Origin of the sequence: Xanthomonas prunicola, assembly GCF_025266575.1 — a bacterium.
GTDB lineage: Bacteria > Pseudomonadota > Gammaproteobacteria > Xanthomonadales > Xanthomonadaceae > Xanthomonas > Xanthomonas prunicola.
Window position 1 is genome coordinate 2,514,787 of the sequence record NZ_CP096142.1, and the last position, 25,320, is coordinate 2,540,106.

Here is a 25,320-nt window from a genome sequence, read left to right on the forward strand (position 1 = left end):
TGCGTAGACCGTCTGCATGCTTCATAGCGATGGTGAAGCTGATCGAGGCGGCCAGGCTACGCAACGGCGCGCCAACCGACTCGATCAGCCGCCCAGGTTGATCAAAAGAATCCCAGCGCCTTCGGCGAATAGCTCACCAGCAGATTCTTGGTCTGTTGATAATGGTCGAGCATCATCTTGTGATTCTCGCGCCCGATACCCGATTGCTTGTAGCCGCCGAACGCAGCATGCGCCGGGTAGGCGTGATAACAGTTGGTCCACACCCGCCCGGCCTGGATCGCACGGCCCATCCGATACAGGCGCGATGCGTCGCGGCTCCAGACGCCGGCACCCAAGCCGTACAGCGTGTCATTGGCAATGGCCAGCGCCTCGGCCTCGTCCTTGAAGGTGGTGACGGAAACCACCGGGCCAAAGATCTCTTCCTGGAACACGCGCATCTTGTTGTGGCCCTTGAATACCGTGGGCTTGACGTAAAAACCTTCGGCGAGATCGCCATCGAGCGTGTTGCGCTCACCACCGATCAATACTTCAGCGCCTTCCTGCCTGCCGATGTCGATGTAGGAGAGGATTTTTTCCAGCTGCTCACTGGAGGCTTGCGCCCCGACCATGGTGTTGGGATCGAGCGGATTGCCCTGCTTGATCGCCGCTACGCGCTCGAGCGCCTTTTCCATGAACCGGTCGTAGATCGATTCCTGGATCAGCGCGCGCGAGGGGCAGGTGCATACCTCGCCCTGATTGAAAGCGAACAGCACAAAGCCTTCCACGGCCTTGTCGAGAAAATCGTCGTCTTCGGCCATGACATCGGCAAAGAAGATGTTGGGCGACTTGCCGCCCAGCTCCAGCGTCACCGGAATCAGGTTCTGGCTGGCGTACTGCATGATCAGCCGGCCGGTGGTGGTTTCGCCAGTGAAAGCGATCTTGGCGATGCGTGGGTTGCTGGCCAGCGGCTTGCCGGCCTCAAGCCCAAAACCGTTGACCACATTGAGCACGCCGGGCGGCAGCAGGTCGCCGATGACGTCCATCAGCACCAGGATCGACGCCGGCGTCTGCTCGGCCGGCTTCATCACCACGCAGTTGCCGGCCGCCAGGGCCGGGGCGAGTTTCCAGCACGCCATCAGCAACGGGAAATTCCACGGAATGATCTGTCCGACCACACCTAACGGTTCGTGGAAGTGATAGGCGATGGTGTCGCTATCGATCTCGGAAATGCCGCCTTCCTGCGCGCGTATCGCACCGGCGAAATAACGGAAGTGGTCCACGCATAACGGCACGTCGGCATTGAGCGTTTCGCGCACCGGCTTGCCGTTGTCCCACGTCTCCGCGTAGGCGAGCAATTCAAGATTCTGTTCAATGCGATCGGCGATCTTGAGCAGTACGTTGGAACGCTCAGTGGTGGAGGTCTTGCCCCAGGCTTCTTTTGCGGCGTGTGCGGCATCCAGCGCCGCTTCGATATCTGGTGCAGTGGAGCGCGCGATCGAGGTAAAGACCTTGCCGTTGATCGGCGTGGTGTTGTCGAAATACTGCCCCCCCTTCGGCGCCACCCAGGTGCCACCAATGAAGTTGTCGTAGCGCGGTTTGAAAATCGATTGCGGGTCGGTAGTGAGCGGCTTGGTGGCAGGTTGCGCGTTCATCATGGCCTCCGGGAAAGAGTGATCCGATGCGAACGTGTATACCTGCCCATCTGCTAGCGCAACGTTATGGTTGATGCTGTTGCGTTGCGTCATCGCCACAGTGGGATTTGCAAGGCGATTGCCGCGGAAAAACGCTGCAACGCGTCATTGCTCTAATGACACCCGGGGCGTCGCAGCATTGCCTTAGGCGTTATCGTGTAGTGCCGTCGCTAGTTCTCATGTGTAGCAAAGATGGAGAGGCATTGCATGCGGCGATGGCCGCCTGAATGCAGACACGCGCGTGATCTACGGCGCTTCATCGCGCCCAAGGGCACATCTAGGATGTACGCAAATCGCGCTCGCCGTTTGAACCGCGAAAAGCGCTTGCATGATGAGCGTCAAGCCAGAGGCGACGAAGCGGCAGGCGCGTTATCCCACGCGTCACGCCGCCACACGCTCAACCACCAAAATCCCACTGCAGACCTAGCGTATACGTGCGGTCCGGCCCGGGCTCGTAATAGCGCCCGTTGCCATCGTTGACGATGACCGAGCCGACGTACTTCCGGTCCAGCACATTGTCGATGCGTGCAAAGGTGCGCAATGCGCCGAACGTGGTGGTCCAGCGCCGGGAGGCTTCCAGATTGACCAGCGCGTAGCCGGGTGCGCGTTCGGTGGCCAGGTCGTTGACCACGGTGGCACCGGAGGCCACCGATTCGGCGGCGAATTGCCACTGCGCCGGCTGCCATTGCCAACGCGCAAACAGCTGCTGACGCGGCACGCCGGGCAGGCGCGCACCGCTGGCTACCGGTGCGGTGGGCGTGGCGCAGCCGCTGCTGGCGCAGGTGAGGTAGCCATCGCGCACGGTGGCATCGACGAAGGTGTAGGCCAGCTGCAGCTGCTGGGTGGTGCCCACCGGTTGATTCCAGCTCAGCTCCGCGCCCTGGCGGCGGGTGGCGCCGATGTTGCGATAGGTGCTGCGCCCGTTGGTGTTGCTGGCCACGGCCAGTTCGTCGTCGGTGTCGGCGCGGAATAACGCAAATTCCACCGCCGCGCCGCTTTGCGCGCGCCACTTGCTGCCGATCTCATAGTTGCGGCTGGTCGCCGCGCCCAGGTCCAGCGCCAGGCCGGCGCCGCCATCGTTGCGGTAGCCCAGTTCGTTGAAGGTGGGCGTTTCGAAGCCGCGTCCGACCGAGGCGTAAAACCGCAGATCCTCGTCGGCGCGGAACACGATGCCGGCCACCGGCGTGGTCGCCGAATAATCGCGCCGGCCGCTGTCGTCGGGATTGCGGCCCACGATGTAGTGGTCGTCCGACTCGAAACGCACTTCGCTATGGCGCACGCCCAGGAGCGCCGACCAGCGATCGCTCCACTGCCACCACAGCTGCGCGAACTGGTCCACGTTCTCGACCTGGTCGCGCTGGTTGCGGCGCAGCGCGCCCTTGACGCCGAGCGTGTCGCCGACGAAGTTTTCGTAACCGGTCCGGTGCTGACGCTGGCGATCGACATTTGTGCCGACGGTCAGCTGCAACGGCCGGCCCAGCGCCTGCCCCTGCCAGGCCCAACGCGCGTCGGCGCCTTCGTAATTGCTGTCCAGATCGATGACCCCGCCCGAATGCAGCGGGTTGCGCTGCACCGCCACCGGCACCGCCAGGAACTGTTCCACGCTGCGCTGGCCGCCATAGGCCATCAGCCGCAGCGTCTGGTTGTCGAATTGCTGAGTGAAGATCGCTCCGGCCTGCGATTGGCGCACCGACTTGCGGGTGTTGAACTGGGTGGCTACCGACGTGGCCTGCGCCGGGTCGGCATTGAACTGGGCGCGGGTCAGACCGAGCGGGTCTTGTGCGTCTGGTGCGTCCAGATAATTGAGCACCAGGTCCAGCCGGCTGCCCTCGGCCAGATCGAACCCGAGCTTGGCATTGACCGACTCGCGCTTGGCGCGGCTATGGTCGCGGAAGCCGTCGGTTTCGAAATGATTGGCCGCTACGTTGTAGTGCACCGCGCCTTGCTGGCCGAGCAATTGCGCGCCCACATTGACGGTGGCATTGCTGCCATAGGTGGCGCGCAGCCGCCACGGGTCGCCCGGCTTGCCGTCGGCGCTCCACAGCTGCAGCACCCCGCCGGAGGAATTGCCGTACAGCGCCGAAAACGGCCCGCGCAGCACTTCCACCCGCTCGGCGCCCAGCACGTTGAAGTGCGACAGTTGGCCCTGGCCGTCCGGCATGCTGGCCGGGATGCCATCGACCAGCAATCGCACGCCGCGCACGCCGAAGGTGGAGCGCGCGCCGAAGCCGCGGATCGACAGCTGGGTGTCTTGCGCGTAGTTCTGGCGGTCGCGCGCCACCAGGCCGGGGATGCCGTCCAGCAACTCGGAGACCTGCGCGCCGCGGCGGTTGTCGTCGTCGGCCACCACCCCGGTGAACGAGGCCGGCAGATCGAAGTCGTCCACCCCACGCACGCGCGCAGCGTCCACCTGCACGGCGGGCAAGCGCTGCACCGATGTGGAGGCGGGTGGCGCCGGATCGGCGGCCAGGACGAGCGGCGTGACGCTCGTGGCGAACAGGCCGCACGCGGCGGCCAACAAGGTGAGTCTGGGCATGGGCGTAGTGTCCCTCATCCGTACTGCGCGCGCATTGTTGCGTACGGAACGAAGCATGCTACGCCGGCCATGGGCTGCTACGATGAAGTGGTTTGGCCCCGCAGCGGCCATTCCCCGGAAGTCCCTCACTCTTTCGTCCTTCAGCGAGTCATGCCGTGTCCTTCTTTGCAAACGTGGAACAGGTTCCAGGCGACCCCATCCTGGGCCTGACCGAGGCCTACAACGCCGACAGCCGCCCCAACAAGGTCAATCTGGGCGTGGGCATCTATTACGACGAAAACGGGCGCATCCCGCTGTTGCGCGCCGTGCACAAGATCGAGCAGCAGCTCGCGCTGGACGCCAAACCGCGCGGCTATCTGCCCATCGACGGCCTGGCTGCCTACGACAAGGCCACCCAGGAACTGCTGTTCGGCGCCGAGTCGGCGCTGGTGGCCTCCGGGCGCGTGGCGACCTCGCAGACCGTCGGCGGCAGCGGCGCCTTGCGCGTGGGCGCGGACCTGCTCAAGAAGCTGCTGCCCACCTCCACCATCGCCATCAGCAACCCGAGCTGGGAAAACCATCGCGCGGTGTTCGGCGCGGCCGGCTTCGAAGTGGTGGATTACACCTATTTCGATGCCGCCAGCCATGGGCTGAACTTCGACGGCATGCTCGCCGACCTGGCAAAACTCGAGCCGGGCACGGTGGTGCTGCTGCACGCCTGCTGCCACAACCCCACCGGCGCGGACCTGACCAAGGACCAGTGGAAGCAGGTCGCCGGCCTGCTGAAAGAGCGCAACCTGTTCCCGTTCGTCGACATCGCCTACCAGGGCTTCGACAAGGGCATCGAAGCCGATGCCTACGCGGTGCGTCTGCTGGCCGCCGAAGGCATCGACAGCTACGTGGTGGCCAGCTCGTATTCCAAGTCGTTCTCGCTGTACGGCGAGCGCGTGGGTGCGCTGTCGGTGGTCTCGGCCACCGCGGCCGAAGCCAAGGCGGTGCAGTCGCAGGTCAAGCGCATCATCCGCACCATCTATTCCAGCCCGTCCACGCACGGCGCTGCGCTGGTGGCCGGCGTGCTGACCAGCCCGGAATTGCGCGATCTGTGGGAGCAGGAACTGACCGAAATGCGTGAGCGCATCCATTCGCTGCGTGCAGGCCTGGTCGAAAAACTGGCCACGCTGGGCTCGCCGGAATTCGCCTTCATCCAGCGCCAGGCCGGCATGTTCTCGTACTCGGGCCTGACCAGAACGCAGGTGGACCGCCTGCGCGAGGAGTTCGCCATCTACGCCGTGGGCACCGGCCGCATCTGCGTGGCCGCACTGAGCCAGCGCAACCTGGACTACGTGGCACAGGCCGTGGCGACCGTCAGCCGGATGTAAGCGACCGCATCGCGATCGGCCACACCGGCCAATGCCAGCAAACCGGGAGCGCGCCAGCCTCCCGGTTTTTTTGTACCCACAGACGCCGCTCCGTCCCCGACCCTCGCCAACACACCATCACTCACGCACCGGCATCGCTCCCTTCCCCCGCCAGCGGAGGAAGTTGCCCGAAGGGCGCATGGGGGCAAGCGCAGCGCAACCATCGCAGCCCCCCATTCGCGCATGTTCGATCAATCACGCTGCAAAACGCGCAGCAAGTGATCGAAATCTAACGTCGCAATGGCGACAATGGCGGCCCACTTCCTACACAGGCTGCCCGCCCCCATGTCGCGTCCCTCGCTGACCCGCTTCCTGATCGAAGAGCAACACGCCGGCCGTATCGATGCGGAATTGCGCCAGCTGATCACCATCGTCTCGCGCGCCTGCAAGCGCATTTCCATCGCCGTGAGCAAGGGCGCCCTGGGTGGCGTGCTTGGCGATGCCGGCACCGGCAACGTGCAGGGCGAGGCACAGAAAAAGCTCGATGTGCTCAGCAACGACATCCTGCTGGAAGCCAATGCCTGGGGCGGTCACCTGGCCGCGTGCGCGTCCGAAGAAATGGACCACAGCCAGCCGGTGCCCGACCAATACCCCAGCGGCGACTTCCTGCTGCTGTTCGACCCGCTCGATGGCAGCTCCAACATCGACGTCAACGTGTCGGTGGGCACCATCTTCTCGGTGCTGCGCGCACCCAAGGGCACCGAGAAGCCCGGCGACGAGCACTTCCTGCAGCCGGGCACGCAACAGGTGGCCGCCGGCTACTGCATCTACGGCCCCAGCACGATGCTGGTGCTCACGCTCGGCCACGGCACCCACGCCTTCACCCTGGAGCGCGAGGAAGGCAGCTTCCTGCTGACACAGGCCAACATGCGCGTGCCCGAAGACACCGCCGAATACGCCATCAACATGTCCAACCAGCGCCACTGGGAACCAGCCATGCAGGCCTACGTGGGCGACCTGCTGGCCGGCAAGGATGGCGCGCGCGGCAAGGACTTCAACATGCGCTGGATCGCCAGCATGGTGGCCGACGTGCACCGCATCCTCACCCGCGGCGGCATCTTCATCTACCCCTGGGACAAGAAGGACCCTTCCAAGCCGGGCAAGTTGCGCCTGATGTACGAAGCCAACCCGATGAGCATGCTGGTCGAGCAAGCCGGCGGCGCGGCGACCACCGGGCGCGAACGCATTCTGGACATCCAACCCACGCAGTTGCATCAACGCGTACCGGTGTTCCTGGGTTCGAAGAACGAAGTGAGCGAAGCGACGCGGTATCACCTGGATGCGGATAAGGCGTGAGACTGCGGTCGCAGCTCAGGCGGCGCGTAAGCTCGACTCCACCAAGACACCCGCCTAGTGCGGGTGTCTTGGTATATGGCGTTCGCTGATTGCGTTGCCGATTAGGCGGCGGGGAGCCCACTGACGACTCGATATTTCCCTCATAGGTCGTCATTTGCCTCCACACGGGCTGCAGTGAGTATCGCCCTCGGAGTGGGCTGGCCTATGCGACGTCGATTTCCAATCGCACCGCCTTGCACCAGTCAGCCGACTGCTTGCAGGGATCACGTATCGAACAGGGAGTTCTCATGAAGAGCGCATGCGTTGCACTGGTGGCTGCCGTCATGTTGCAGGCCACACCCGCATTCTCCGCGTCCACCGCGCCATCACCACTGGTCGGAACCTGGCTGCTGGACACCAACAGCCTGCCGATGCCACCGGCTGCACGACCCAAATGCGTTGTCCTGGATTTCAAACAGGTTCCCGGCAACAAATGGTCCACCAGCGCCGAGATCGTCGATCAAGACAACAAGACGCTGCAGGCACAATCCACGCTCTTGCTGGACGGCACACCGGGCAAGGCCTCAGGCACCTAGCTGGTCGATCGCGCCGCAGCCAAAATGCCCGAACCCGGCGTGCTGGTGATGCAGTTGATGTACCAAGGCGTGCCGGCGTCCACCCGCACCTATACGGTCAGCCCCGACGGCAAGGTCATGACCGAGATCGAAGCGTACTTCAAGGACGGCAACCCGATGCTGCGCACCGCGTATTTCAAACGCGCGGCAAGTCAGACCAAGTGAGCACTGTCGAGCCACGCCGCACGTCGGCGCGGCTCGATGTATTTTTGGAGCAGCGGTAGTTCGAAGGCAAGGAGCCTGTATGCGACATCGTTTGCCGATTGATATTCCAGCCACATTACGGCGCAACACGTCGGTCGAGCAGTTCCTCCGAAGCAGTCCAGTCGATGCAACATATATCCGCCATATCCAGTTGCGGCCGGCCAACGATTCCATCGAGGTGTGGATTCATGACGTCGAGGACATTGGCAGACAAGACTATTCGGGCCTGTATGACTTTACATATTTCGATCCGGATGAACCGGACGCCCCTGCTGCCAATTTGCGGACGCTGCCTCTGCCGTGACGTATGCCAGCACATCCCTGGCGGCGGATCCCACTCGCTGGACCAACCTCGGGATTGCCGAGTCCGAATACCTTGACTACATTCGGTCAGGCCGGCGTTCCCGTTGGCCGGTTGCCACCTACCCTCATTCTCGATACCGGCCAGGCAAGCGATTGGGTTCAACAGGCACGCGTCGTCCCAAGCTGCCTGTGTCTCAGCGCAAATCGTCCCGAAACCGTAGTTGAGCCGAGCCTCCATGACCGACATCACATTCACCGAAGGCGAGCGGGCGGCAATCATCCGCAAGGTCCAGCTTTACTTCAGCGAAGAACTGAAGCAGCAGATCGGACGCTTCGATGCAGAGTTCCTGCTCGATTTCTTTGCCGAGGAAGTCGGAGCGTACTTTTACAATCGCGGCGTCTACGATGCACAGGCGATCATCGCCAAGCAGCTGGACGATCTGGGAGAGTCGATCTACCAGTTGGAACGCCCGACCGACTTCAAGAAGTGAACTGCCTCACCACGCGGATGCGATGATGAGAGCCAACAATCTCGTTCCTGCAAGCAGGGATGGCATGCGAATGACCATGCGTAATTCCCGTTTCATTCTCGTGCCGGTTGGCGTGTTGCTGCCCTATGCGGCGCGCCTGCCGCGCGGGGTGGAATGGCTTGCGCAATACACCGGCACGGCTATCGGCGGCTGGCTGTTCTTCGCCGCGCTCAATGCGATTGCGTGGGGCGCGCTACTCGGCATCAGTTTTCTATACCGGCGCCCTGTCTCGCTAGGTATTCCCTGCGCGCTTGGTTTCGGTGCGCTTGCCTGGGCGCACAATACGCTGGACCTGCGCTCGGACGCACAGGCCGCGATCGCGCTGGTGTTCATTCCGATCCACGCACTGGTTCCCATCGCAATCGGGGGACTACTGGGCTATGTTGTGGACCGACGGCTGCGGCACCGGAGTGTGGCATAAGGTCCACGCACTTCCTCGCCTCGACGCCGACGTGCATCGTGTAGCGCTGCGCATTGGGACTGTCTCAATACGACTGTTCCAGCACCCAAGCCATCCTCCAAGCGACCGCCTATGAACCAGCCTTCCGATCCAGATATCCAGCTCCTGCACGCCGTATATGCCGCTTTCAATGCGCGCGATACGACCGCTGCCCTCGACCTCATGACCACCGAGGTGCGATGGCCCATGGCGTTCAAGGGCGGTTTTGTCCAAGGGCCTGACCAGATTCGCGCGTACTGGAGTGAACAATGGAGCCAGATCGACCCCCATGTCGAGCCGACGCGTTTCGTGTCGCTGGACGCATCCAGGGTGCTGGTCGAGGTCCATCAAGTGGTCCGCGACATAGCGGGCACGGTGCTTGCGGATGAGCACGTTGGGCATTGTTTCGTGCTCGACAATGGTTTGATACAGGCAATGGAAATCTGCGCGCCGCCAGCTCCCGGAATGGAGGCCTGAACAGTCGGCCCAGGTGTATCAGGGACTGACCGATGTCGTTTCCAGCACCTCGCATCGATCGAACGGCATACGCACAATCGACGCAATCACCTGGTCGAACGTTCTGCATGACTTGACCACTTTCAAGCCGCTGCGCCACCCTCGGGGTTTGGCACGTGCGTAGCACAGCGCGTGCGTCGCTTCAGCGGAGAACGCCACGTGGACCGTCGTACCTTCCTCACCTTGTCCGGCATCGGTGCTGCCGGGTTGCTGCTGCCGCATACGCGCCTGATCGCTGCCGAACAATTGCTCACACCAGCGGATGCAGCGCGCAACCGGCGCCTGGCCGATAGCGCACTGGCCACTGCCAAGGCGACCGGTGCCAGCTATTGCGATGTGCGCGTGGGGCGCTATCTGCGTCAGTTCGTGATCACGCGCGAGGCGCAGGTGGAGAACGTGGTCAATGCCGAATCCAGCGGCGTGGGTGTGCGCGTGCTGGCCGATGGCGCCTGGGGCTTTGCGGCCACCAACACACTCACCAGCGATGGCGTTGCCACTGCCACGCGTCAGGCGGTGGCGATCGCCAAGGCCAATGCACGACTGGGCGGAACGCCAGTGCAGCTGGCGCCGGTGACGCCGGCCGGGCATGTGAGTTGGAAGACGCCGATCAAGAAGAATGCGATGGAGGTGCCGCTGCAGGACAAGGTGGCACTGTTGATGGACGTCAACGCCGCCGCGCTCAATGCCGGCGCTACGTTCGTGGCCTCACGTCTGTTTGCCATCAACGAGCAGAAGTATTTCGCCAGCAGCGATGGCTCCTATATCGATCAGGACGTACATCGGCTGTGGCTACCGTTCGCCGTCACCGCAGTGGACAAGGCCAGCGGCAAGTTCCGCACCCGTGACGGGTTGTCGTCGCCGATGGGCATGGGCTACGAATATCTGGATGGCGATGCCACCCAGAAGCATCAGCTGCCGGGAGGGCTCATCGGCTACGGCCACAGTTACGATGCGCGCGAAGATGCGATTGCGGCGGCCAGACAGGCACGCGCCAAACTCACTGCACCGTCGGTGAAGGCCGGCAAGTACGATCTGGTGATCGACCCGAGCAATCTGTTCCTCACCATCCACGAGTCGGTGGGCCATCCGCTCGAGCTCGATCGCGTGCTCGGTTACGAGGCCAACTATGCCGGCACCAGCTTCGCCACGCTGGACAAGCGCGATGCAGGCTTTCGCTGGGGCAGCGATGCGGTGACCTTCGTCGCCGACCGCACCCAACCCGGCAGCCTGGGCGCGGTGGGGTACGACGATGAGGGCGTCAAAAGCACACAGTGGGAGCTGGTGAAGGACGGCATCCTGGTCGATTACCAATGCACGCGCGATCAGGCGCATCTGCTCGGCAAGACCGCCTCCGACGGCTGCAGTTATGCCGATTCGTGGTCCAGCGTGCAGTTCCAGCGCATGCCCAATGTGTCGTTAGCCGCCGGCAAGCAACGGCTCGGCGTTGTCGAGATGATCAAGAACGTGGAGCGCGGCTTGTACATCCACGGGCGCGGGTCGTACTCAATCGATCAGCAACGTTACAACGCGCAATTCGGCGGGCAGTTGTTCTACGAGATCGAAAATGGCCAGGTCACGCGCTTGGTGGAGGACGGCGCGTACCAGATCCGCACGCCGGAATTCTGGAACGCCTGCAGCGCGGTCTGCGATCAACGCGATTTCCGCCTGGGTGGCTCGTTCTTCGATGGCAAGGGCCAACCCAGCCAGGTCTCGGCGGTGTCACATGGCTCCTCCACCGCGCGCTTCGATGGCATCAACGTGATCAATACTGCGCGTTCGCTGGGGTAATGGTCGGTAGATCAACTGCGCTGCGATTCATCTGTTTGCGCTGATCAATCACGTCGAAGGAATCCGTCTGCATATCCAACGCGCGGCAACAGTCATCGCACACCGCCAGCCGCGCTCGCCACACATCAGTGCACGCCCGTAGCGCCACTGGCTTCAGACGGGCCAACGTTTGCACAGGTACCCCTGCCGAAAGTCATTTGACGCAGCATTCATCGCCCGGCAAGAATCGGGAATGCCGCGCGCACCATGTGCGTGTCACCACACCACCTGCGCGCCGCGCGGGACTATTGGGGAGTTGCCCGTGCAGCGACGTGATTTCCTGGCCCTCGCCGGGCTGACCATGGGCGGGCTCATCGTGCCTGCCTACTTCGGCAAGGCCATTGCCGCCGAGCAGTTGTTGACGCCTTTCGATGTGGGCCGCAAGAAGCGTCTGGCCGATGCAGGTTTGAACGCTGCGCGCCAGGCGGGCGCAAGCTATTGCGATGTGCGCATCGGCCGCTATTTGCGCCAGTTCGTCATCACCCGAGAAGACAAGGTGCAAAACGTGGTCAACACCGAGTCCATCGGTGCCGGCATCCGCGTGATCGTGGGGGGCGCCTGGGGCTTTGCCGCCACCCACGATCTCACCGAACAAGGCGTGGCCAAGGCAGCCGCGCAGGCGGCGGCGATCGCCAAAGCCAATGCCAAGGTGCAAGGCACGCCGGTGCAACTGGCGCCGACGCCGGGCGTGGGCGAAGTGAGCTGGAAGACGCCGATCAAGAAAAACGCGATGGAAGTGCCGATCAAGGACAAGGTGGATCTGCTGCTGGGCGTCAACGCCGCCGCCACGGCCGCCGGCGCCAACTTCGTCAACTCGATGCTGTTCGTGGTCAACGAGCAGAAGTATTTCGCCAGCACCGACGGCTCCTACATCGACCAGGACGTGCACCGCATCTGGGCGCCGATGAGCGTCACCGCCATCGACAAAACCAGCGGCAAGTTCCGCACCCGCGACGGACTCTCTGCGCCGATGGGCCTGGGCTACGAATATCTCGATGGCGCCGCCTCGGGCAAGTTCGTCTCGCCCAACGGCGTGGTGAATTACGGCCTGTCCTACGACATGAAGGAAGACGCGATCGCCGCCGCCAAACAGGCGCAGGAAAAGCTCAAGGCGCCGTCGGTGAAGCCGGGCAAGTACGACCTGGTGCTGGACCCCTCGCACACCTGGCTCACCATCCACGAGTCGATCGGCCACCCACTGGAGCTGGACCGCGTGCTCGGCTACGAAGCCAATTACGCCGGTACCAGTTTCGCCACGCTGGACAGGCTCAAGGCCGGTTTCCAGTACGGCAGCGACAAGGTGCATATCCTCGCCGACAAGACCCAACCCGGCAGCCTCGGCGCGGTGGGCTACGACGATGAAGGCGTCAAGACCAAGCAGTGGGACCTGATCCGCGACGGCAAACTGGTGGACTACCAGGCCATTCGCGATCAGGCGCATATCCTGGGCAAGACCGCCTCCGATGGCTGCTGCTATGCCGACTCGTGGTCGAGCGTGCAGTTCCAACGCATGGCCAATGTGTCACTGGCTGCCGGCAAGACGCCGCTGAGCGTGAGCGATTTGATCAAGAACGTGGAAAACGGCATCTATATCATCGGCGACGGCTCGTTCTCCATCGACCAGCAGCGTTACAACGCACAGTTCGGTGGCCAGTTGTTTTACGAGATCAAGAACGGTGCCATCACCCGCATGCTGGAAGACGTGGCCTACCAGATCCGCACGCCGGAATTCTGGAACGCCTGCAGCGCGGTGGCCGACCAGCGCGATTACCGCCTGGGCGGCTCGTTCTTCGACGGCAAGGGCCAGCCGAGCCAGGTCTCGGCGGTCTCGCACGGTTCGTCCACCGCCCGCTTCGATGGCATCAACGTCATCAGTACCGCCCGCTCGCTCGGCTGACAGGAGAAACCCACATGAGCATCCTTACCGAAGCGCAGGCCAAGGCCATTCTGGACAAGGTCATCAAGCTGTCCAAAGCCGACGAGTGCACCGCCACGCTCACCGGCTCGATCGACGGCAATATCCGTTTTGCGCTCAACAACGTGTCCACCAGCGGCATCGTCGACAACACCGATCTGCAGGTGCAGGTGGCGTTCGGCAAGCGCGTGGGCATCGCCACCATCAACGAATTCGACGACGCCTCGCTGGAACGCGTGGTGCGCCGCGCCGAAGATCTGGCAAAGCTGGCGCCGGAAAATCCGGAGTTCATGCCCGCCGTCGACAAGCAGACCTACACCGCCAGCCCCACCTTCAGCGAATCCACCGCCGCCATCGATCCGGCATTCCGCGCGCAGGTGGCGGCCGATTCGATCGCCCCATGCAAGAGCAAGGGCCTGATCGCCGCCGGCTTCCTGGAAGATGGCCAGAGCTTTACCGCGTTCGCCAACAGCAAAGGTAACTTCGGCTATCAGCGCGGCGCTCGCTTCGACTACACCTGTACGGTGCGCACCGAAGACGGCCGCGGCTCGGGCTGGGTGGGCCGCAATCTGAAAGATGCCGCCGACTTCAAGGCCGAGCAGGACATCCGCATCGCCATGCGCAAGGCCAGCGATTCGGCCCAAGCCAAGGCGCTGGAGCCGGGCAAGTACACCGTGATCCTGGAGCCGGCCGCCGCGGCGGGGCTGATCTCCTTCATGATGAATTTCTTCGACGCGCGACGCGCCGACGAAGGCCGCAGCTTCCTGTCCAAGAAGGGCGGCGGCAACAAGCTCGGTGAGCAGGTCTACGACCCGCGCGTGAACATCAGCGCAGACCCGTGGGACCCGCGTGCCGCAGTGATGCCGTGGGACGAAGAAGGCCTGCCGCGCGAGAAGATGTCCATCGTGGAGAACGGCAAAATCGCCAACCTGCAGTATTCGCGCTACTGGGCGCAGAAGAACGGCAAGCGCGCGGTGGGCGAGCCGGGCAACCTGCTGATGGCCGGTGGCGACAAGAACATCGCCGAGCTGGTGCGTGGCACCGAGAAAGGCATCCTGGTCACGCGCACCTGGTACATCCGCATGGTCGACCCGCAGACCGTGCTGCTGACCGGGCTGACCCGCGACGGCACCTTCTACATCGAGAACGGCCAGATCAAATATCCGGTGAAGAACTTCCGCTTCAACGAATCGCCGGTCATCATGCTCAACAACATCGATGAGCTGGGCAAGCCGGTGCGCGTGGCCGGTGATGAATCCAACTTCGTGATGATGATTCCACCGATGCGGCTGCGCGACTTTACGTTTACCTCGTTGTCGGATGCGGTGTGACTGAGAGCCGGGAATCGGGAGTGGGGAATCGGGAATGGCAGAGCGGAGCAAGCTCTTCGCGGCCCGATGGCTTTCCTGCACATCCCGTTCCCGGTCTACACGCCCTGGCGGCGCCCGCGACGCGCCGTCATTTCATTGGATTGCTGCTCGGTAGCGTCGCTGCGTTGGCGTTGCCGCAGCGCGCGCGGGCGGCGGGCAATTACGATTTCTGGTTTACGCGGTTGCGCTACGACTCCGGCGATTGGGATGTGGACGCGCGCATGCCGTCCAACCTGATCACCTCGTTGATCGACTACACCCAGCTGCGAGTGGACCCGCAGGAGCATGTGCTCGATCTTGCCGATCCGCGCATGTTGCAGGCACCGTTCTGCTATCTGTCCGGGCACAAGCTTGTGGAGTTCAACCCGGCCGAGCGGCGCAATTTCGAGCGCTATGTGCGCAATGGCGGCTTCGTGTTCGTGGACGATTGCAATCACGATATCGATGGATTGTTCGCTACATCGTTCGAAGCGCAGATGACCTCGATCTTCGGCAAGACTGCGCTGCAGAAGCTCCCTAAAAGCCATCGGCTTTACAGCGCATTCTTCGAGTTCCCGGACGGCCCGCCGGCGACCAGTTTCGAGCTCAATGGCTGGGGCGACGATCTGGTGCACGACTATCTCAAAGGCATCAGCATCGATGGCCGACTCGGTCTGCTCTATAGCAACAAGGACTATGGGTGCGAATGGGATTACGACTGGCGCAACAAACGCTTTCTGGCCGAAGACAACACCAAGTTCGGCGTCAACATCGTGATGTATGCATTGACCAATTGATCGCCACATGTCGATCGCCATGGAGCAGCGCGCTTGCGCGCGGTGACGATTGACCGGTGAAGCCTCGCGCGCAAGCGCGCTCCTACACCAGCAACCCTAATAACGAGACTTGCCCCATGACTTCCCCCAACGACGAGACGCTTAGCGCGCAGCTGTCCCAACTCGGCGCGCTGCGTGCGGCGCTGGCTCAGGCGGTGGTAGGCCAGGACGCAGTGGTCGAGCAATTGTTGATCGGCCTGCTGGCCGGTGGCCATTGCCTGCTGGAAGGCACGCCGGGCCTGGGCAAGACGCTGCTGGTGCGCTCGCTGGGGCAGGCGCTGGAGCTGCAATTTCGCCGCGTGCAATTCACCCCCGACCTGATGCCCAGCGACATCCTGGGCACCGAGTTGCTGGAAGAAGACCACGGCACCGGGCATCGGCATTTCCGCTTTCAGCAAGGGCCGATTTTCACCAATCTGCTGCTGGCCGACGAACTCAATCGCACTCCGCCCAAGACCCAGGCCGCGCTGCTGGAAGCCATGAGCGAACGCACGGTCAGTTATGCCGGCACCACCTATGCGCTGCCGGCGCCGTTCTTCGTGCTGGCCACGCAAAATCCGATCGAGCAGGCCGGCACCTACCCGTTGCCGGAGGCGCAGCTGGATCGCTTCCTGCTGCATGTGCGGGTGGATTACCCCAGCGAGCAGGAAGAGCGCGACATCCTCACCCAGACCACCGGCAGCGCGAGCGCGCAGGTGCCCAAGGTGATGGACGCGGCCAGCGTGCAGGCACTGCAGCAGTACGTGCGCCAGGTGCATGTGGGCGCGGAGTTGCTGACCTGGATCAACCGTCTGGTGCGCGCCAGCCGGCCCGGCCCGCAGGCCAGCGATGAAGTCAGGCAGTGGATCAAATGGGGCGCCGGCCCGCGCGCCGGTCAGTCGCTGGTACTGGCGTGCAAGGCGCGCGCATTGCTGCACGGCCGCTTTGCAGCAACCCGCGAAGACGTGGTTGCGCTTGCGGCGCCGGTGATGCGCCACCGCCTGTTGCTCTCGTTCGCTGCCGAAGCCGAACAACGCACGGCCGACGATGTGGTCGCCGCACTGCTGCGCGCCGTGCCATTCCCGGCCTGAGGCGCAGCGGCGTGCGTGTGGATGTGCCGGCCTTGATTCCCAGCGACGTGCGCAGCCGCCTGCGTGGTCTGCAATTGCGTGCGCGTCACGCGCAGGGTGCGCACGGCATCGGGCAACACGTCAGTCGCAGCCGTGGCGCCGGGCTGGAATTCGCGCAATACCGCGCATACGAACCAGGCGATGCGCTGCGCCAGATCGACTGGAAACTCTATGCGCGCTCAGATCGCTTCTTCGTGCGCGAAGCCGAGCGCGAAAGCCCGCTTACGCTGTGGTTGGTGCTCGATGCCACTGCCTCGGCTGGCCAGGCCGATCACGCGCGCCCTGGCAACACGCGCCTGCAGGCGATGGCGACCTTGGCCGCTTGCGCTGCAGAAATCGCGCTGCAGCAGGGCGATCAGGTCGGTCTGTTCGCAGTCCATGGCGGCGGGCTGGTAGCAGTGCCGGCCGGCGGTGGGGCTAGGCAACGCGACCGGCTATGGCTGGCGCTGCACGCAGTGCGCGCCGGCGGGCGCTGGCCGGGCATGGATGCCGTGCGCCCGTTGTGGGAACGCATCGCCGCGCATGCGCTGGTGCTGTCGATCGGCGATGGCTTCGACGACGAACTGAATGCTGCGCTGGAAAAACTTGCAGCCGCCCGCCGCGAAGTCATGCAACTGCAGGTGCTGACCTGCGACGAACGCGATTTCAGTTTCAGCGGCGGGCACCGTTTTCGCGACCCGGAAACCGGCGAAGAAGTATTGGGCGACGGCACGGCGATGCGCGCCGATTATCTGCACCGCTTCGTTGCTGCACAACGCGCGCAGCAGGCGCGCTGGCAGGCCGCCGGCATCGCGCATGCACTGCATTATCTGGATGCAGCCCCCGACGCGGCATTGCGCCGATTGTTCGGACAAGGTGCGCAACGATGAGCTCGCCATTGCCCTGCGACCACGCCGCCAAGCGGGTCAGGCAATGAACCTGCTGTTGCTCTTCCCTGCGGGCCTGGCCGCGTTGGCCGCGTTGCTGCTGCCGCTGCTGATCCATCTGGCCCGGCGTAGCGAACACCGGCCGACCGACTTCGCCGCGTTGCGCTGGTTGCGTGCGATGCCGCGCCCGCGCCATCGGCTGCGTTTCGACGAATGGCCGCTGCTGCTGGCGCGCTTATTGCTGCTCGCTGCCGTGGCGCTGCTATTGGCCGAGCCGGCCGTGCGCGCGCATGAAGATGCACGCCCGCGCATTGCGCTTAGCCCGGGGGTCGATGTGATCGCCGCGCGTCAGCTCGGCCACGCCGCAGACGCACAGTGGGTGTGGCTGGCGCCGGGTTTTCCGCCAGTGGATGCGGATGCCAACGCCGATGCGCCGAAGGGACCCGCCACGCCCGCAGACGCGACGCCGCCGGTATCCAGCCTGTTGCGCGAACTCGATGCCAGCCTGCCACCGGGCGCCGTGCTCAGCGTGATCGTGCCGGCCCAGTGGGGCCCGCTGGATGCGCAGCGCCTGCAGTTGTCGCACCAGGTGCGCTGGCAGGTACTGCCCGGCCGATCGCCGGCGACTGCGCCCGCCACTGCCGCGCCGCTCCGACTGCAGGCGATTGCCGACGACAGCACCGCACCGGCCCTGCGCTATCTGCGCGCCGTGCATGCTGCCTGGGCGCTGCCGGGCGGCTTGCCGGTCGGCACGCCGGCCGATGCCCAGCCGGCGCGCTGGAGGCCCGGCACCGTGGTGGTATGGCTGTCGCGCAGCGCCCCGCCGGAGTCGGTGATGGCCTGGGTCGCAGCGGGCGGGCAGGTGCTGCTGGATGCGCAAACCACCATCCCCCCCAACCTCGCCGCCGCGCTGCAGCCTGTGCAACAGGCCGCATCTGGCGACCCATTGCTCGATGCCGCGGCACTCGGCCACGGACGCCTGCTGCGGTGGTCCGCAGCGCTACAGCCGCAGCAACTGCCCGCGCTGCTGGATGCCGATTTCCCCGCCCGCCTGCACGACGCCCTGCAGCCGCTGCCCACACCCCGGCGCGCGTTGGCACAGACCCAGCAGCCACAACGCGGTGCCGCAAGCCGCCTGACCACCGCAGCGTGGCCGCTGGCACCGTGGCTGGTCGGCCTGGTGCTGCTGCTGTTCGCGCTCGAGCGCTGGCTGGCCACCGCGCCGCGCCGGGCCGCCCCCGCATGAGCACGCCGACACTGCAGCAGGCGTGGTGGGCGGCACGGCGGCGACAGGCCGCAGGCGTGCTGGTGTTCGGGCTGCCGCTGGCAGCGGTGCCGGCGGCGCTGGCATGGCGCACCGGTGCGCAGGCAGCCGTCGTGGCGCTGCTGCTTGTGGGTCTGCTGGCACTGGGCGGCGTGGCGCTGCTGGCCGCGCGGCGGCTCGATCAGACCTGGCTGATCCGCCGGCTGGACCGCGATCCCGATCTGGAAGACAGCAGCGATGTGCTGTTCACCCCCGTCACCCAGCTCGGTCCGCTGCAGACCCTGCAACGGCAGCGGCTGGAGCAGCGCCTGCGCAGCATCCCACGCGACCTGCGGCCGGCCTGGCCGTGGCAGCGGGCCTGGCCCTGGAGCGTGCTTGGCGTGTTCGCCTGTGGCGCGCTGCTGCTGTGGCCACAACCGGCCGCCCAACGCCCGCCGCCGGCCGACCGCGTTGCCGCAGCGCGTGCCAGCAGCGGCGCCCCCACGCTGCGGCAAGCGCAGCTGCGCAGCAGCCCGCCGGCCTACACCGGCCTTCCCGCCGCGCGGCTGCCCGGTCTGGATGCGCGCGTGCCCACCGGCACCCGACTGGACTGGCAACTGCAGGTCAGCCCGGCGGCGCACAGCGTGGCCCTGCGGCTGACCGACGGTCGAACCGTCGCGCTGGTCCGGCAAGGCGGCAGCGCTGCGTGGCAAGGTCACTGGGTCGCCGAGCGCGCCAGCCTGTACCGCATCCTCATCGATGGCGCGCCGGCCGACCGCCAGTTGCATCGGCTGGACGTGCTGCCCGACCGCCCCCCGCAGGTGCGCGTGCTCGCGCCCGAGCAGAGCCTGGTGCTGTGGACGCCGGCCAATGGCCCCTGGACCCTGCGCTTCGAAGCCAGCGACGATTATGCCGTGGCCGCCAGCGCCGAGCTGCGCCTGACCCTGGCCCAGGGCAGCGGGGAAAACATCACCTTCACCACCCAGCGCCGCATGCTCACTGGCAGCGGCGCGGCCCGGCAACGCAGCTTCGCCACCACGCTGCAGCCGCAAGCCTTGGGCATGGCCGCCGGCGATGACCTGATCGCCCAACTCATCGTGCACGACACCCGCCAGCCCGGTCCGCAGGAAGGCCGCAGCGCCAGCGTGATCCTGCGCTGGCCGCCGCCCGAACAGACCATGGCCGCCGGGCTGGAAGCCAGCGTCAAGCGGACCTTGCCGGCTTACTTTCGTAGCCAGCGCCAGATCATCATTGATGCCGAGGCGCTGCTGAAGGAAAAACCGCGCCTGGATGCGGCCACCTTTCTCAAGCGCTCCGATGCCATCGGCGTGGACCAGCGCCTGCTGCGACTGCGCTACGGCCAGTTCCTGGGCGAAGAAAGCGAAGGCGCGCCGCAAGTTCCGCCGACTACGGACGCGCCGCCCACCAGCGACGCGCCGGCCGACGATCTACCGACCGCCGACATGCCCACCGCAGATGCGCCAAGCGCGCCCGCCGCTGCGTCGGATACCCACGCCGGGCATGACCACGACAGTCACGATCAACACGCCCACGCCACCGAGCCGGGCGCCGCCGCACTGGACGATCACGATCATGACCATGGCGGCAGCAACGGACGGCCTGAGCGCAGCAGCTTCGGCCAGGCGGAGAACGTGCTGGCCGAATTCGGCCATACCCACGACCACGCCGAAGCTGCCACCCTGCTCGATCCGCAGACCCGCGCCCTGCTGCGCGCCGCGCTGGACCAGATGTGGCAATCCGAGGGCGAGCTGCGCCAGGGCCACCCCGAGCGCGCGCTGCCGTATGCCAACAAGGCGCTGGGCTTCATCAAGCAGGTGCAGCAGGCCGAGCGCATCTATCTGGCGCGGGTGGGCACGCAACTTCCGCCGATCGACCCCAGCCGTCGTCTCAGCGGCGACCGCGCCGGCCTGGGCGACCGCGCCGCCGGGCTGGACACCCGACCGGATCCGGACCCCTCCGCATTGCAGCTCTGGGATGCACTGGGCGAAGCCACCCCGGTGCCCGACGCCACCCTGGCCCGCTACGCACAGTGGCTGCAAACCCGGCAGGACCGCCTGCACGACCCGCTGAGCCTGGCCGCCGCCGTGGAAACCCTGCGCGCCGAACCCGAGTGCGCCAGCTGCCGCGCCCAGCTGCGCGCCCAGGTCTGGCGCACCCTGCTCGCCCCACCGGCAGCACCGTATCGCCGCGCCGCACCCGATGCCCGCGGCCAGCGTTATCTGGACGCGCTACGGCAGGAGATGCAGCCGTGAGTCCACACCTGATCCGCTGTCTCCCGATGCACCGGTCGATCGGAGCGACGTTGTGTGTCGCCGTGGCAGCAAGCGGTCCGCTGGCGTGCGCGCAGACCGCATCGCCAAGGCTGTACGACCGTCGCTTTCTGGATGCATTGCGCCGGGAGCCGCAACCATGACGCACTCATTGCCTTGGCTGGTCGGCGCGGCATTGCTGCTGGTCGCCGTCATCGGCTGCGTGCGCCTGCTGCGGACGCACGCCCGGCAACCGCAGCCGCGCATCCGGCTCTGGCTGCTGCTCGCCGCCCAAGCACTGCTCGCCGCGCTGCTGTATCCCGTGCTGCTGCCACCGCCGCGCGCCGGCAGCGGTGGGGAACTGCATGTCGCCACCGCCGGCACCGCCGCCGGGCAGGTCCCCACGCGCGACCTAGCACGCTGGGTCGCCTTGCCCGAGGCACCCGCGTTACCCGGCGTAACGCGGGTGCCGGACCTGGCCACCGCACTACGACGCGCGCCCGGCACCACCGCGCTGATCGTGCATGGCAGCGGCCTGCCCGCGCGCGACCGTGAGGGGCTGCCAATCCCGCCACAGCTGGCGCTTAACCCTGCACCGCCAGGCTTGGTCGCGGTGTCGACACCGCCGCCGGTGGCCCCGGGCGACACCATTTCCGTGGATGCGCAGCTGCAGGGCCTTCCCAACGCACGCGTGGAACTGCTCGACCCAGCCGGCCAGGTGGTGGACAGCGCAGGGGCCGATCGCGCCGGCCGCGTGCGCCTGCGTGGCGTCGCCCGGGCGCCGGGCCAGGTGCTGTTCGCTGTGCGTGCGCGCGATGCCACTGGCGCCGAACGTGGCCGCGTGGCGGTGCCGGTACTGATTGCCGCCATGCCGCCTACGCGCGTGCTGCTCCTGGCCGGCGCACCGCAGCCGGAACTGAAATATCTGCGCCGCTGGGCCAGCGATGCCGGGCTGGAAGTGCGCAGTCAGATCGCGGTCGGCCCCGGGGTGCAGTTCGGCGAGGGCGCCGCGCTGGATGCGGCCAGCCTGGACCGGCTCGACCTGCTGATCATCGACCCCCGCCGCCTGGTCGCACTGGGCAATGCGCAGCGTCAAACCGTGCGCGCGGCAATCCAGCGCGGTTTAGGCGTCCTGGTGCGCACCGACGGGCCACTGGATGCCGGCACCCGCGCGGCCCTGGCCGCACTCGGCCTTTCCGTCAGCGGCGGCAGCACCAGCAGCCCGTTGCCCGCACCGCAGCGGCTGTCGTGGCTGGCTCAACCCAGCGATCCGGCCGCCAGCCCGGACGATGCCCCAACAATTGCGCCGCTGCAACGTCGCGATCTGCAACCACAGGCCAGCGACGCCCTGATCGCCGCACGCGCCGACGATGGCAGCGCCCTGGGGTGGTGGCGCGCACAAGGCCGCGGGCGCATCGGCATCGGCCTGGTCGAAGACAGCTTCGCGCTGGTGCTGGCCGGCCGCAGCGATCTGCATGCCGCGCTCTGGGCGCACTTGTCCGGCGCCGTCGCCCGCCCGGGCGCCTTGCTACCCGCCCCAGTGCAGCAAGGCTGGTCGCAGCAACGCATGACCCTGTGCGACCTGAGCGCCGATGCCGTTGTCACCGACCCCAACCAGGCCCGCCAGCCACTGCTGCTGGAACGCAACGGCAACGCGCCGCCCTGCGCCGGCTACTGGCCAGCCCCCCCCGGCTGGCATCGTCTGCACAGCGGCACCACGCAACGCTGGCTCTACATCCGCGCGCCCAACGACGCACCCGCCATGTACGCGCAGCAACTGCGCGCAGCGACCATTGCGCTGGCGAGCGGCACTGCCGCCGCACCCATCGCCATACCTGCGACACAACCGGGCGCGCGTTGGCCGTGGCTGCTCATTTGGCTCGGCGTGGCCGCAGCGCTGTGGTGGTTCGAGCGGCGGCGGGAACACCAGGCATCGGCGCGCTGACAGCGCAACACCAGTTACCGCCGCTATTGTCTCTGACAATGCGGCAGACCGTCATATCACGGCCGTCGCGCATGGACGGCAGTGCCTACACCGCGCCATCTCATCATCGACGCAGTTTGGAGATCGGATGAAGATGCGTTGGTGTGTCATCCCGTGGCTCACATACGCAAGCCTGCTTGTCCTCCTGCGCTTTCCCGTCGTAGGCCCAAGCGACGCACTGGCAACCGCTTATGGCTTCGGGAGCCTATTGGTGCTCGGCATCCCCTGCTTGATTGGAAGTGCTCGGGCCCGTCGCGAGCTGGAAGCAACAGATCGCAAGCAATGGGAGCAGCTAACGCATTTCCCCGGGCTTGGACACGGTGCTTATAACGGGTTCGCCGAACTTGCATGGATCGCCCCACCTGCCGCATCGATTCCCGGGCACGTCAAACCGCTCTGGTTGAATGCGCGCAGGCGTCTGTGGACTCCGATTGCCTGGTTTCTGACAGGTATTCCAATGATCATGCTCCTATCGATCGGGCATCCCCAACAGAAACGAGCGCCTGTACACCCGCTTGGTATCGCCAATCGCATCGTCCTACCGCGTAGCGGGGAGTCTGAAGCGCTCTCGTTTAATGTCGTGATCGCCACACACGCTGCTTGTAACTGCATGTGCTCACCGGGCCATGAGGCAAACGTTTCTACGACCGCCGCCACACCCTGCAATGATTGTTCGCCGGCAATGCCACATCGTCGATCAACTGCAATCCCACCGATGCTGCCAACGCATCCACTGCCTCGGCATCGCGAATACCCGATGCGGGGTCGCGCTCGCGCAACATCGCGTCGAAGTCACGATTGCTGTCACTGATGAACTGCCCGTTGCGGTTGAATGGCCCGTAGACCGCCAGCACTGCATCCGTCGCCATCACCGTTGGCAAGCCGGCGAACAAGGCCTGCACCTGTGGCCAGCCCATGATGTGCAAGGTGTTGGCGCTGTAGATCGCATCAAAGCCACTGTGGCCATCACGCAGCGCGGGCAGGCGGGGCGGCGGTGCAAGCCCGGGCGCGGGCGTCAACACGGCTTGCAATGGAATAGGCGGTGGCGTGTTCGGCAGTGCAGCCTCATCCAGCCATTGCTGCATGCCGGGCAGATGATCGGCGTGATCGCTGGCCTGCCACTGCAACCATGGCATTGCTGCAGCGAAATGCACTGCGTGCTGCCCGGTGCCCGCGCCGATTTCCAGCACATGCTGCCGATCGGCAAAGTGCGCACGCAGCACGTCCAGAATCGGGTCGCGGTTACGCGCAGAGGCGGGCGAAAAGGGCTTGGTCATGATCAGCATCTGTCTGGGTGAAGACGATTATCGCGTAGCGGAAATTCTGCAGCGATCACTGCCTCGGTGGCATGAGAACGCGCGACATCGCAGTGGTGATCCTGCACCGCGTGTCACCCGCGTTGGCCTTACCTGCAGGACGTGTTGCACGATGACAACGCAGGCACTTTCGATCCGCATGACGTGCTCCGCATCACCGCGGCGGCGGCAATGCCTCATACGCACGCCGTACCGCGTCTTCGCCAAAGCGGCGCTCCAGGCGGCGCACGATGAAATGTCCGCGTGCCATCGCCTGGAAGTGGCGCATGAAAACGGTATTGAGCGTGGCGCCACTGACCGCGCCGACCAGCGGCACTGCCTGTACGGCAAGTTTTTCGCCCACATTCACCGAAAACTTCGCCGCAACCCGGGACACCAGCGACACCAGCACCGGTGCGCCCTTGCTGGCGAAGCCGTGCGCTGCCACGTAACTGGCCGCGGTGCTCAGTTGCTGCGCCATCGCCGCACGTACTGCGAAATAGCCCGATTCGGCGCCATCGTCACTGGCACTGCGGCCGCCATGCGCCAGCACTTCCAGGCAAGCCAGCGCAGTTTCTGGGTCGTGGAGCGATTCGCCTTCGGCACGGGCGATATCGGCGATGGAGCGCAGCATCACCGTGGTGGTCATCGGCAGCTCCACCATCAGCCCCGGCAGGCCGAAAAAGCCCCCTGCACCACCAGCAACGGCCACTGCCAGCGTGTGCCGCGTGGTGGATGCAGGCTGCTGCGCAGCGGTCTTGCTGCGCAGGCTCAGCAATGCCGATTTCATCGCCACCTGCAGCGCGCGGCGGGTCAGGCCATCGATGCTGCGGGTCACTATCTTGGGGAGCCGCTTGGTCATCAGGCTCTCGATCGGCGCACCCAGCGCGTTGGCCAGTTGCGCCGCCACGCCGGGGTTTTCCAGCAATGCGTGGGCCGTGGCCAGATCGCGCTGCGCGGCAGCGTCCATCACCGGTATCGGAAGCGTTGTCATGCCTGCTCATCATGGTTGGGACGTGGCCGATGTTACCCAGCGCGATGTGAGCGCCGCACAAGCGAACTGAACCATGCTGCGCCTGCAACGCAATTGGCTGTTAAAATCCGGGATCATCGGCGTCCAA

The 25,320-nt window shown here is 65.4% G+C and carries 19 protein-coding genes and 1 pseudogene; 16 read left to right on the forward strand and 4 right to left on the reverse strand.

What is annotated here, in order from left to right:
• Nucleotides 1–101 precede the first annotated feature (101 nt).
• Both adh and M0D43_RS10810 read right to left on the reverse strand, forming a co-directional pair.
• Nucleotides 102–1,631: an aldehyde dehydrogenase gene (adh, locus tag M0D43_RS10805; protein ID WP_260808206.1), complete on the reverse strand. Its 1,530-nt coding sequence runs from the start codon at nt 1,629–1,631 to the stop codon at nt 102–104.
• A 436-nt stretch (nt 1,632–2,067) separates the two neighbouring features.
• Nucleotides 2,068–4,206, reverse strand: a complete 2,139-nt coding sequence (locus M0D43_RS10810) for a TonB-dependent receptor family protein (RefSeq protein ID WP_252164622.1) — start codon at nt 4,204–4,206, stop codon at nt 2,068–2,070.
• A 155-nt stretch (nt 4,207–4,361) separates the two neighbouring features.
• Here M0D43_RS10810 and M0D43_RS10815 point away from each other — a divergent pair, with 155 nt between their 5' ends.
• The 16 genes and pseudogenes from M0D43_RS10815 (at nt 4,362) to M0D43_RS10890 (ending at nt 22,865) form a co-directional block, all read left to right on the forward strand.
• Nucleotides 4,362–5,564: an amino acid aminotransferase gene (locus M0D43_RS10815; RefSeq protein ID WP_260808207.1), complete on the forward strand. Its 1,203-nt coding sequence runs from the start codon at nt 4,362–4,364 to the stop codon at nt 5,562–5,564.
• A 324-nt stretch (nt 5,565–5,888) separates the two neighbouring features.
• The gene (locus tag M0D43_RS10820) at nt 5,889–6,899 is read left to right on the forward strand and encodes a class 1 fructose-bisphosphatase (RefSeq protein ID WP_252164624.1); all 1,011 of its coding nucleotides are present in this window, start codon (nt 5,889–5,891) and stop codon (nt 6,897–6,899) included.
• 311 nt (nt 6,900–7,210) lie between these two features.
• A pseudogene (locus M0D43_RS10825) lies at nt 7,211–7,678 on the forward strand (LuxR family transcriptional regulator).
• A gap of 79 nt (nt 7,679–7,757) precedes the next feature.
• Nucleotides 7,758–8,021, forward strand: a complete 264-nt coding sequence (locus M0D43_RS10830; RefSeq protein WP_252164625.1) for a hypothetical protein — start codon at nt 7,758–7,760, stop codon at nt 8,019–8,021.
• 235 nt (nt 8,022–8,256) lie between these two features.
• Entirely contained in the window at nt 8,257–8,511 is a 255-nt protein-coding gene (locus tag M0D43_RS10835) for a DUF2164 domain-containing protein (RefSeq protein WP_252164626.1), read from the forward strand.
• 70 nt (nt 8,512–8,581) lie between these two features.
• Nucleotides 8,582–8,971 (forward strand): hypothetical protein, encoded by a 390-nt coding sequence (locus M0D43_RS10840; RefSeq protein WP_252165024.1) that lies wholly within the window; start codon nt 8,582–8,584, stop codon nt 8,969–8,971.
• Nucleotides 8,972–9,082: 111 nt separating this feature from the next.
• Entirely contained in the window at nt 9,083–9,466 is a 384-nt protein-coding gene (locus M0D43_RS10845) for a nuclear transport factor 2 family protein (protein ID WP_252164627.1), read from the forward strand.
• A gap of 198 nt (nt 9,467–9,664) precedes the next feature.
• On the forward strand, nt 9,665–11,293 hold the full coding sequence (locus M0D43_RS10850; protein WP_252164628.1) for a TldD/PmbA family protein: 1,629 nt from the start codon (nt 9,665–9,667) through the stop codon (nt 11,291–11,293).
• A gap of 301 nt (nt 11,294–11,594) precedes the next feature.
• Nucleotides 11,595–13,229, forward strand: a complete 1,635-nt coding sequence (locus M0D43_RS10855) for a TldD/PmbA family protein (protein WP_252164629.1) — start codon at nt 11,595–11,597, stop codon at nt 13,227–13,229.
• A 14-nt stretch (nt 13,230–13,243) separates the two neighbouring features.
• Nucleotides 13,244–14,578 (forward strand): TldD/PmbA family protein, encoded by a 1,335-nt coding sequence (locus tag M0D43_RS10860; RefSeq protein ID WP_252164630.1) that lies wholly within the window; start codon nt 13,244–13,246, stop codon nt 14,576–14,578.
• On the forward strand, nt 14,575–15,393 hold the full coding sequence (locus tag M0D43_RS10865) for a DUF4159 domain-containing protein (RefSeq protein WP_252164631.1): 819 nt from the start codon (nt 14,575–14,577) through the stop codon (nt 15,391–15,393). The genes M0D43_RS10860 and M0D43_RS10865 overlap by 4 nt, the downstream gene beginning before the upstream one ends.
• 116 nt (nt 15,394–15,509) lie before the next feature.
• Entirely contained in the window at nt 15,510–16,502 is a 993-nt protein-coding gene (locus M0D43_RS10870) for an AAA family ATPase (protein ID WP_252164632.1), read from the forward strand.
• An 11-nt stretch (nt 16,503–16,513) separates the two neighbouring features.
• A complete protein-coding gene (locus M0D43_RS10875; RefSeq protein ID WP_252164633.1) occupies nt 16,514–17,410 on the forward strand; it encodes a DUF58 domain-containing protein in 897 nt (298 codons plus the stop codon).
• Between the two features lie 43 nt (nt 17,411–17,453).
• Nucleotides 17,454–18,653 (forward strand): N-terminal double-transmembrane domain-containing protein, encoded by a 1,200-nt coding sequence (locus M0D43_RS10880; RefSeq protein WP_260808208.1) that lies wholly within the window; start codon nt 17,454–17,456, stop codon nt 18,651–18,653.
• A complete protein-coding gene (locus tag M0D43_RS10885) occupies nt 18,650–20,923 on the forward strand; it encodes a DUF4175 domain-containing protein (RefSeq protein ID WP_252164634.1) in 2,274 nt (757 codons plus the stop codon). The genes M0D43_RS10880 and M0D43_RS10885 overlap by 4 nt, the downstream gene beginning before the upstream one ends.
• Nucleotides 20,924–21,080: 157 nt before the next feature.
• Nucleotides 21,081–22,865 (forward strand): carboxypeptidase regulatory-like domain-containing protein, encoded by a 1,785-nt coding sequence (locus M0D43_RS10890; protein WP_260808209.1) that lies wholly within the window; start codon nt 21,081–21,083, stop codon nt 22,863–22,865.
• 680 nt (nt 22,866–23,545) lie between these two features.
• On the opposite strand, the gene M0D43_RS10895 is transcribed toward M0D43_RS10890, so the two are convergent.
• Both M0D43_RS10895 and M0D43_RS10900 read right to left on the reverse strand, forming a co-directional pair.
• Nucleotides 23,546–24,181: a DUF938 domain-containing protein gene (locus tag M0D43_RS10895; protein WP_252164635.1), complete on the reverse strand. Its 636-nt coding sequence runs from the start codon at nt 24,179–24,181 to the stop codon at nt 23,546–23,548.
• Nucleotides 24,182–24,374: 193 nt separating this feature from the next.
• The gene (locus M0D43_RS10900) at nt 24,375–25,169 is read right to left on the reverse strand and encodes an EcsC family protein (protein WP_260808261.1); all 795 of its coding nucleotides are present in this window, start codon (nt 25,167–25,169) and stop codon (nt 24,375–24,377) included.
• Nucleotides 25,170–25,320 lie beyond the last annotated feature (151 nt).

Bases quoted from the DNA above. Each gene is read 5' to 3' on its own strand.
- M0D43_RS10860 (WP_252164630.1), top strand. From the start codon at position 13,244: ATGAGCATCCTTACCGAAGCGCAGGCCAAGGCCATTCTGGACAAGGTC.
- M0D43_RS10880 (WP_260808208.1), top strand. From the start codon at position 17,454: ATGAACCTGCTGTTGCTCTTCCCTGCGGGCCTGGCCGCGTTGGCCGCG.
- M0D43_RS10810 (WP_252164622.1), bottom strand. From the start codon at position 4,206: ATGCCCAGACTCACCTTGTTGGCCGCCGCGTGCGGCCTGTTCGCCACG.
- M0D43_RS10835 (WP_252164626.1), top strand. From the start codon at position 8,257: ATGACCGACATCACATTCACCGAAGGCGAGCGGGCGGCAATCATCCGC.
- M0D43_RS10885 (WP_252164634.1), top strand. From the start codon at position 18,650: ATGAGCACGCCGACACTGCAGCAGGCGTGGTGGGCGGCACGGCGGCGA.
- M0D43_RS10830 (WP_252164625.1), top strand. From the start codon at position 7,758: ATGCGACATCGTTTGCCGATTGATATTCCAGCCACATTACGGCGCAAC.
- M0D43_RS10890 (WP_260808209.1), top strand. From the start codon at position 21,081: ATGACGCACTCATTGCCTTGGCTGGTCGGCGCGGCATTGCTGCTGGTC.
- M0D43_RS10845 (WP_252164627.1), top strand. From the start codon at position 9,083: ATGAACCAGCCTTCCGATCCAGATATCCAGCTCCTGCACGCCGTATAT.
- M0D43_RS10900 (WP_260808261.1), bottom strand. From the start codon at position 25,169: ATGGACGCTGCCGCGCAGCGCGATCTGGCCACGGCCCACGCATTGCTG.
- M0D43_RS10820 (WP_252164624.1), top strand. From the start codon at position 5,889: ATGTCGCGTCCCTCGCTGACCCGCTTCCTGATCGAAGAGCAACACGCC.
- M0D43_RS10870 (WP_252164632.1), top strand. From the start codon at position 15,510: ATGACTTCCCCCAACGACGAGACGCTTAGCGCGCAGCTGTCCCAACTC.
- M0D43_RS10840 (WP_252165024.1), top strand. From the start codon at position 8,582: ATGACCATGCGTAATTCCCGTTTCATTCTCGTGCCGGTTGGCGTGTTG.
- M0D43_RS10895 (WP_252164635.1), bottom strand. From the start codon at position 24,181: ATGACCAAGCCCTTTTCGCCCGCCTCTGCGCGTAACCGCGACCCGATT.
- adh (WP_260808206.1), bottom strand. From the start codon at position 1,631: ATGAACGCGCAACCTGCCACCAAGCCGCTCACTACCGACCCGCAATCG.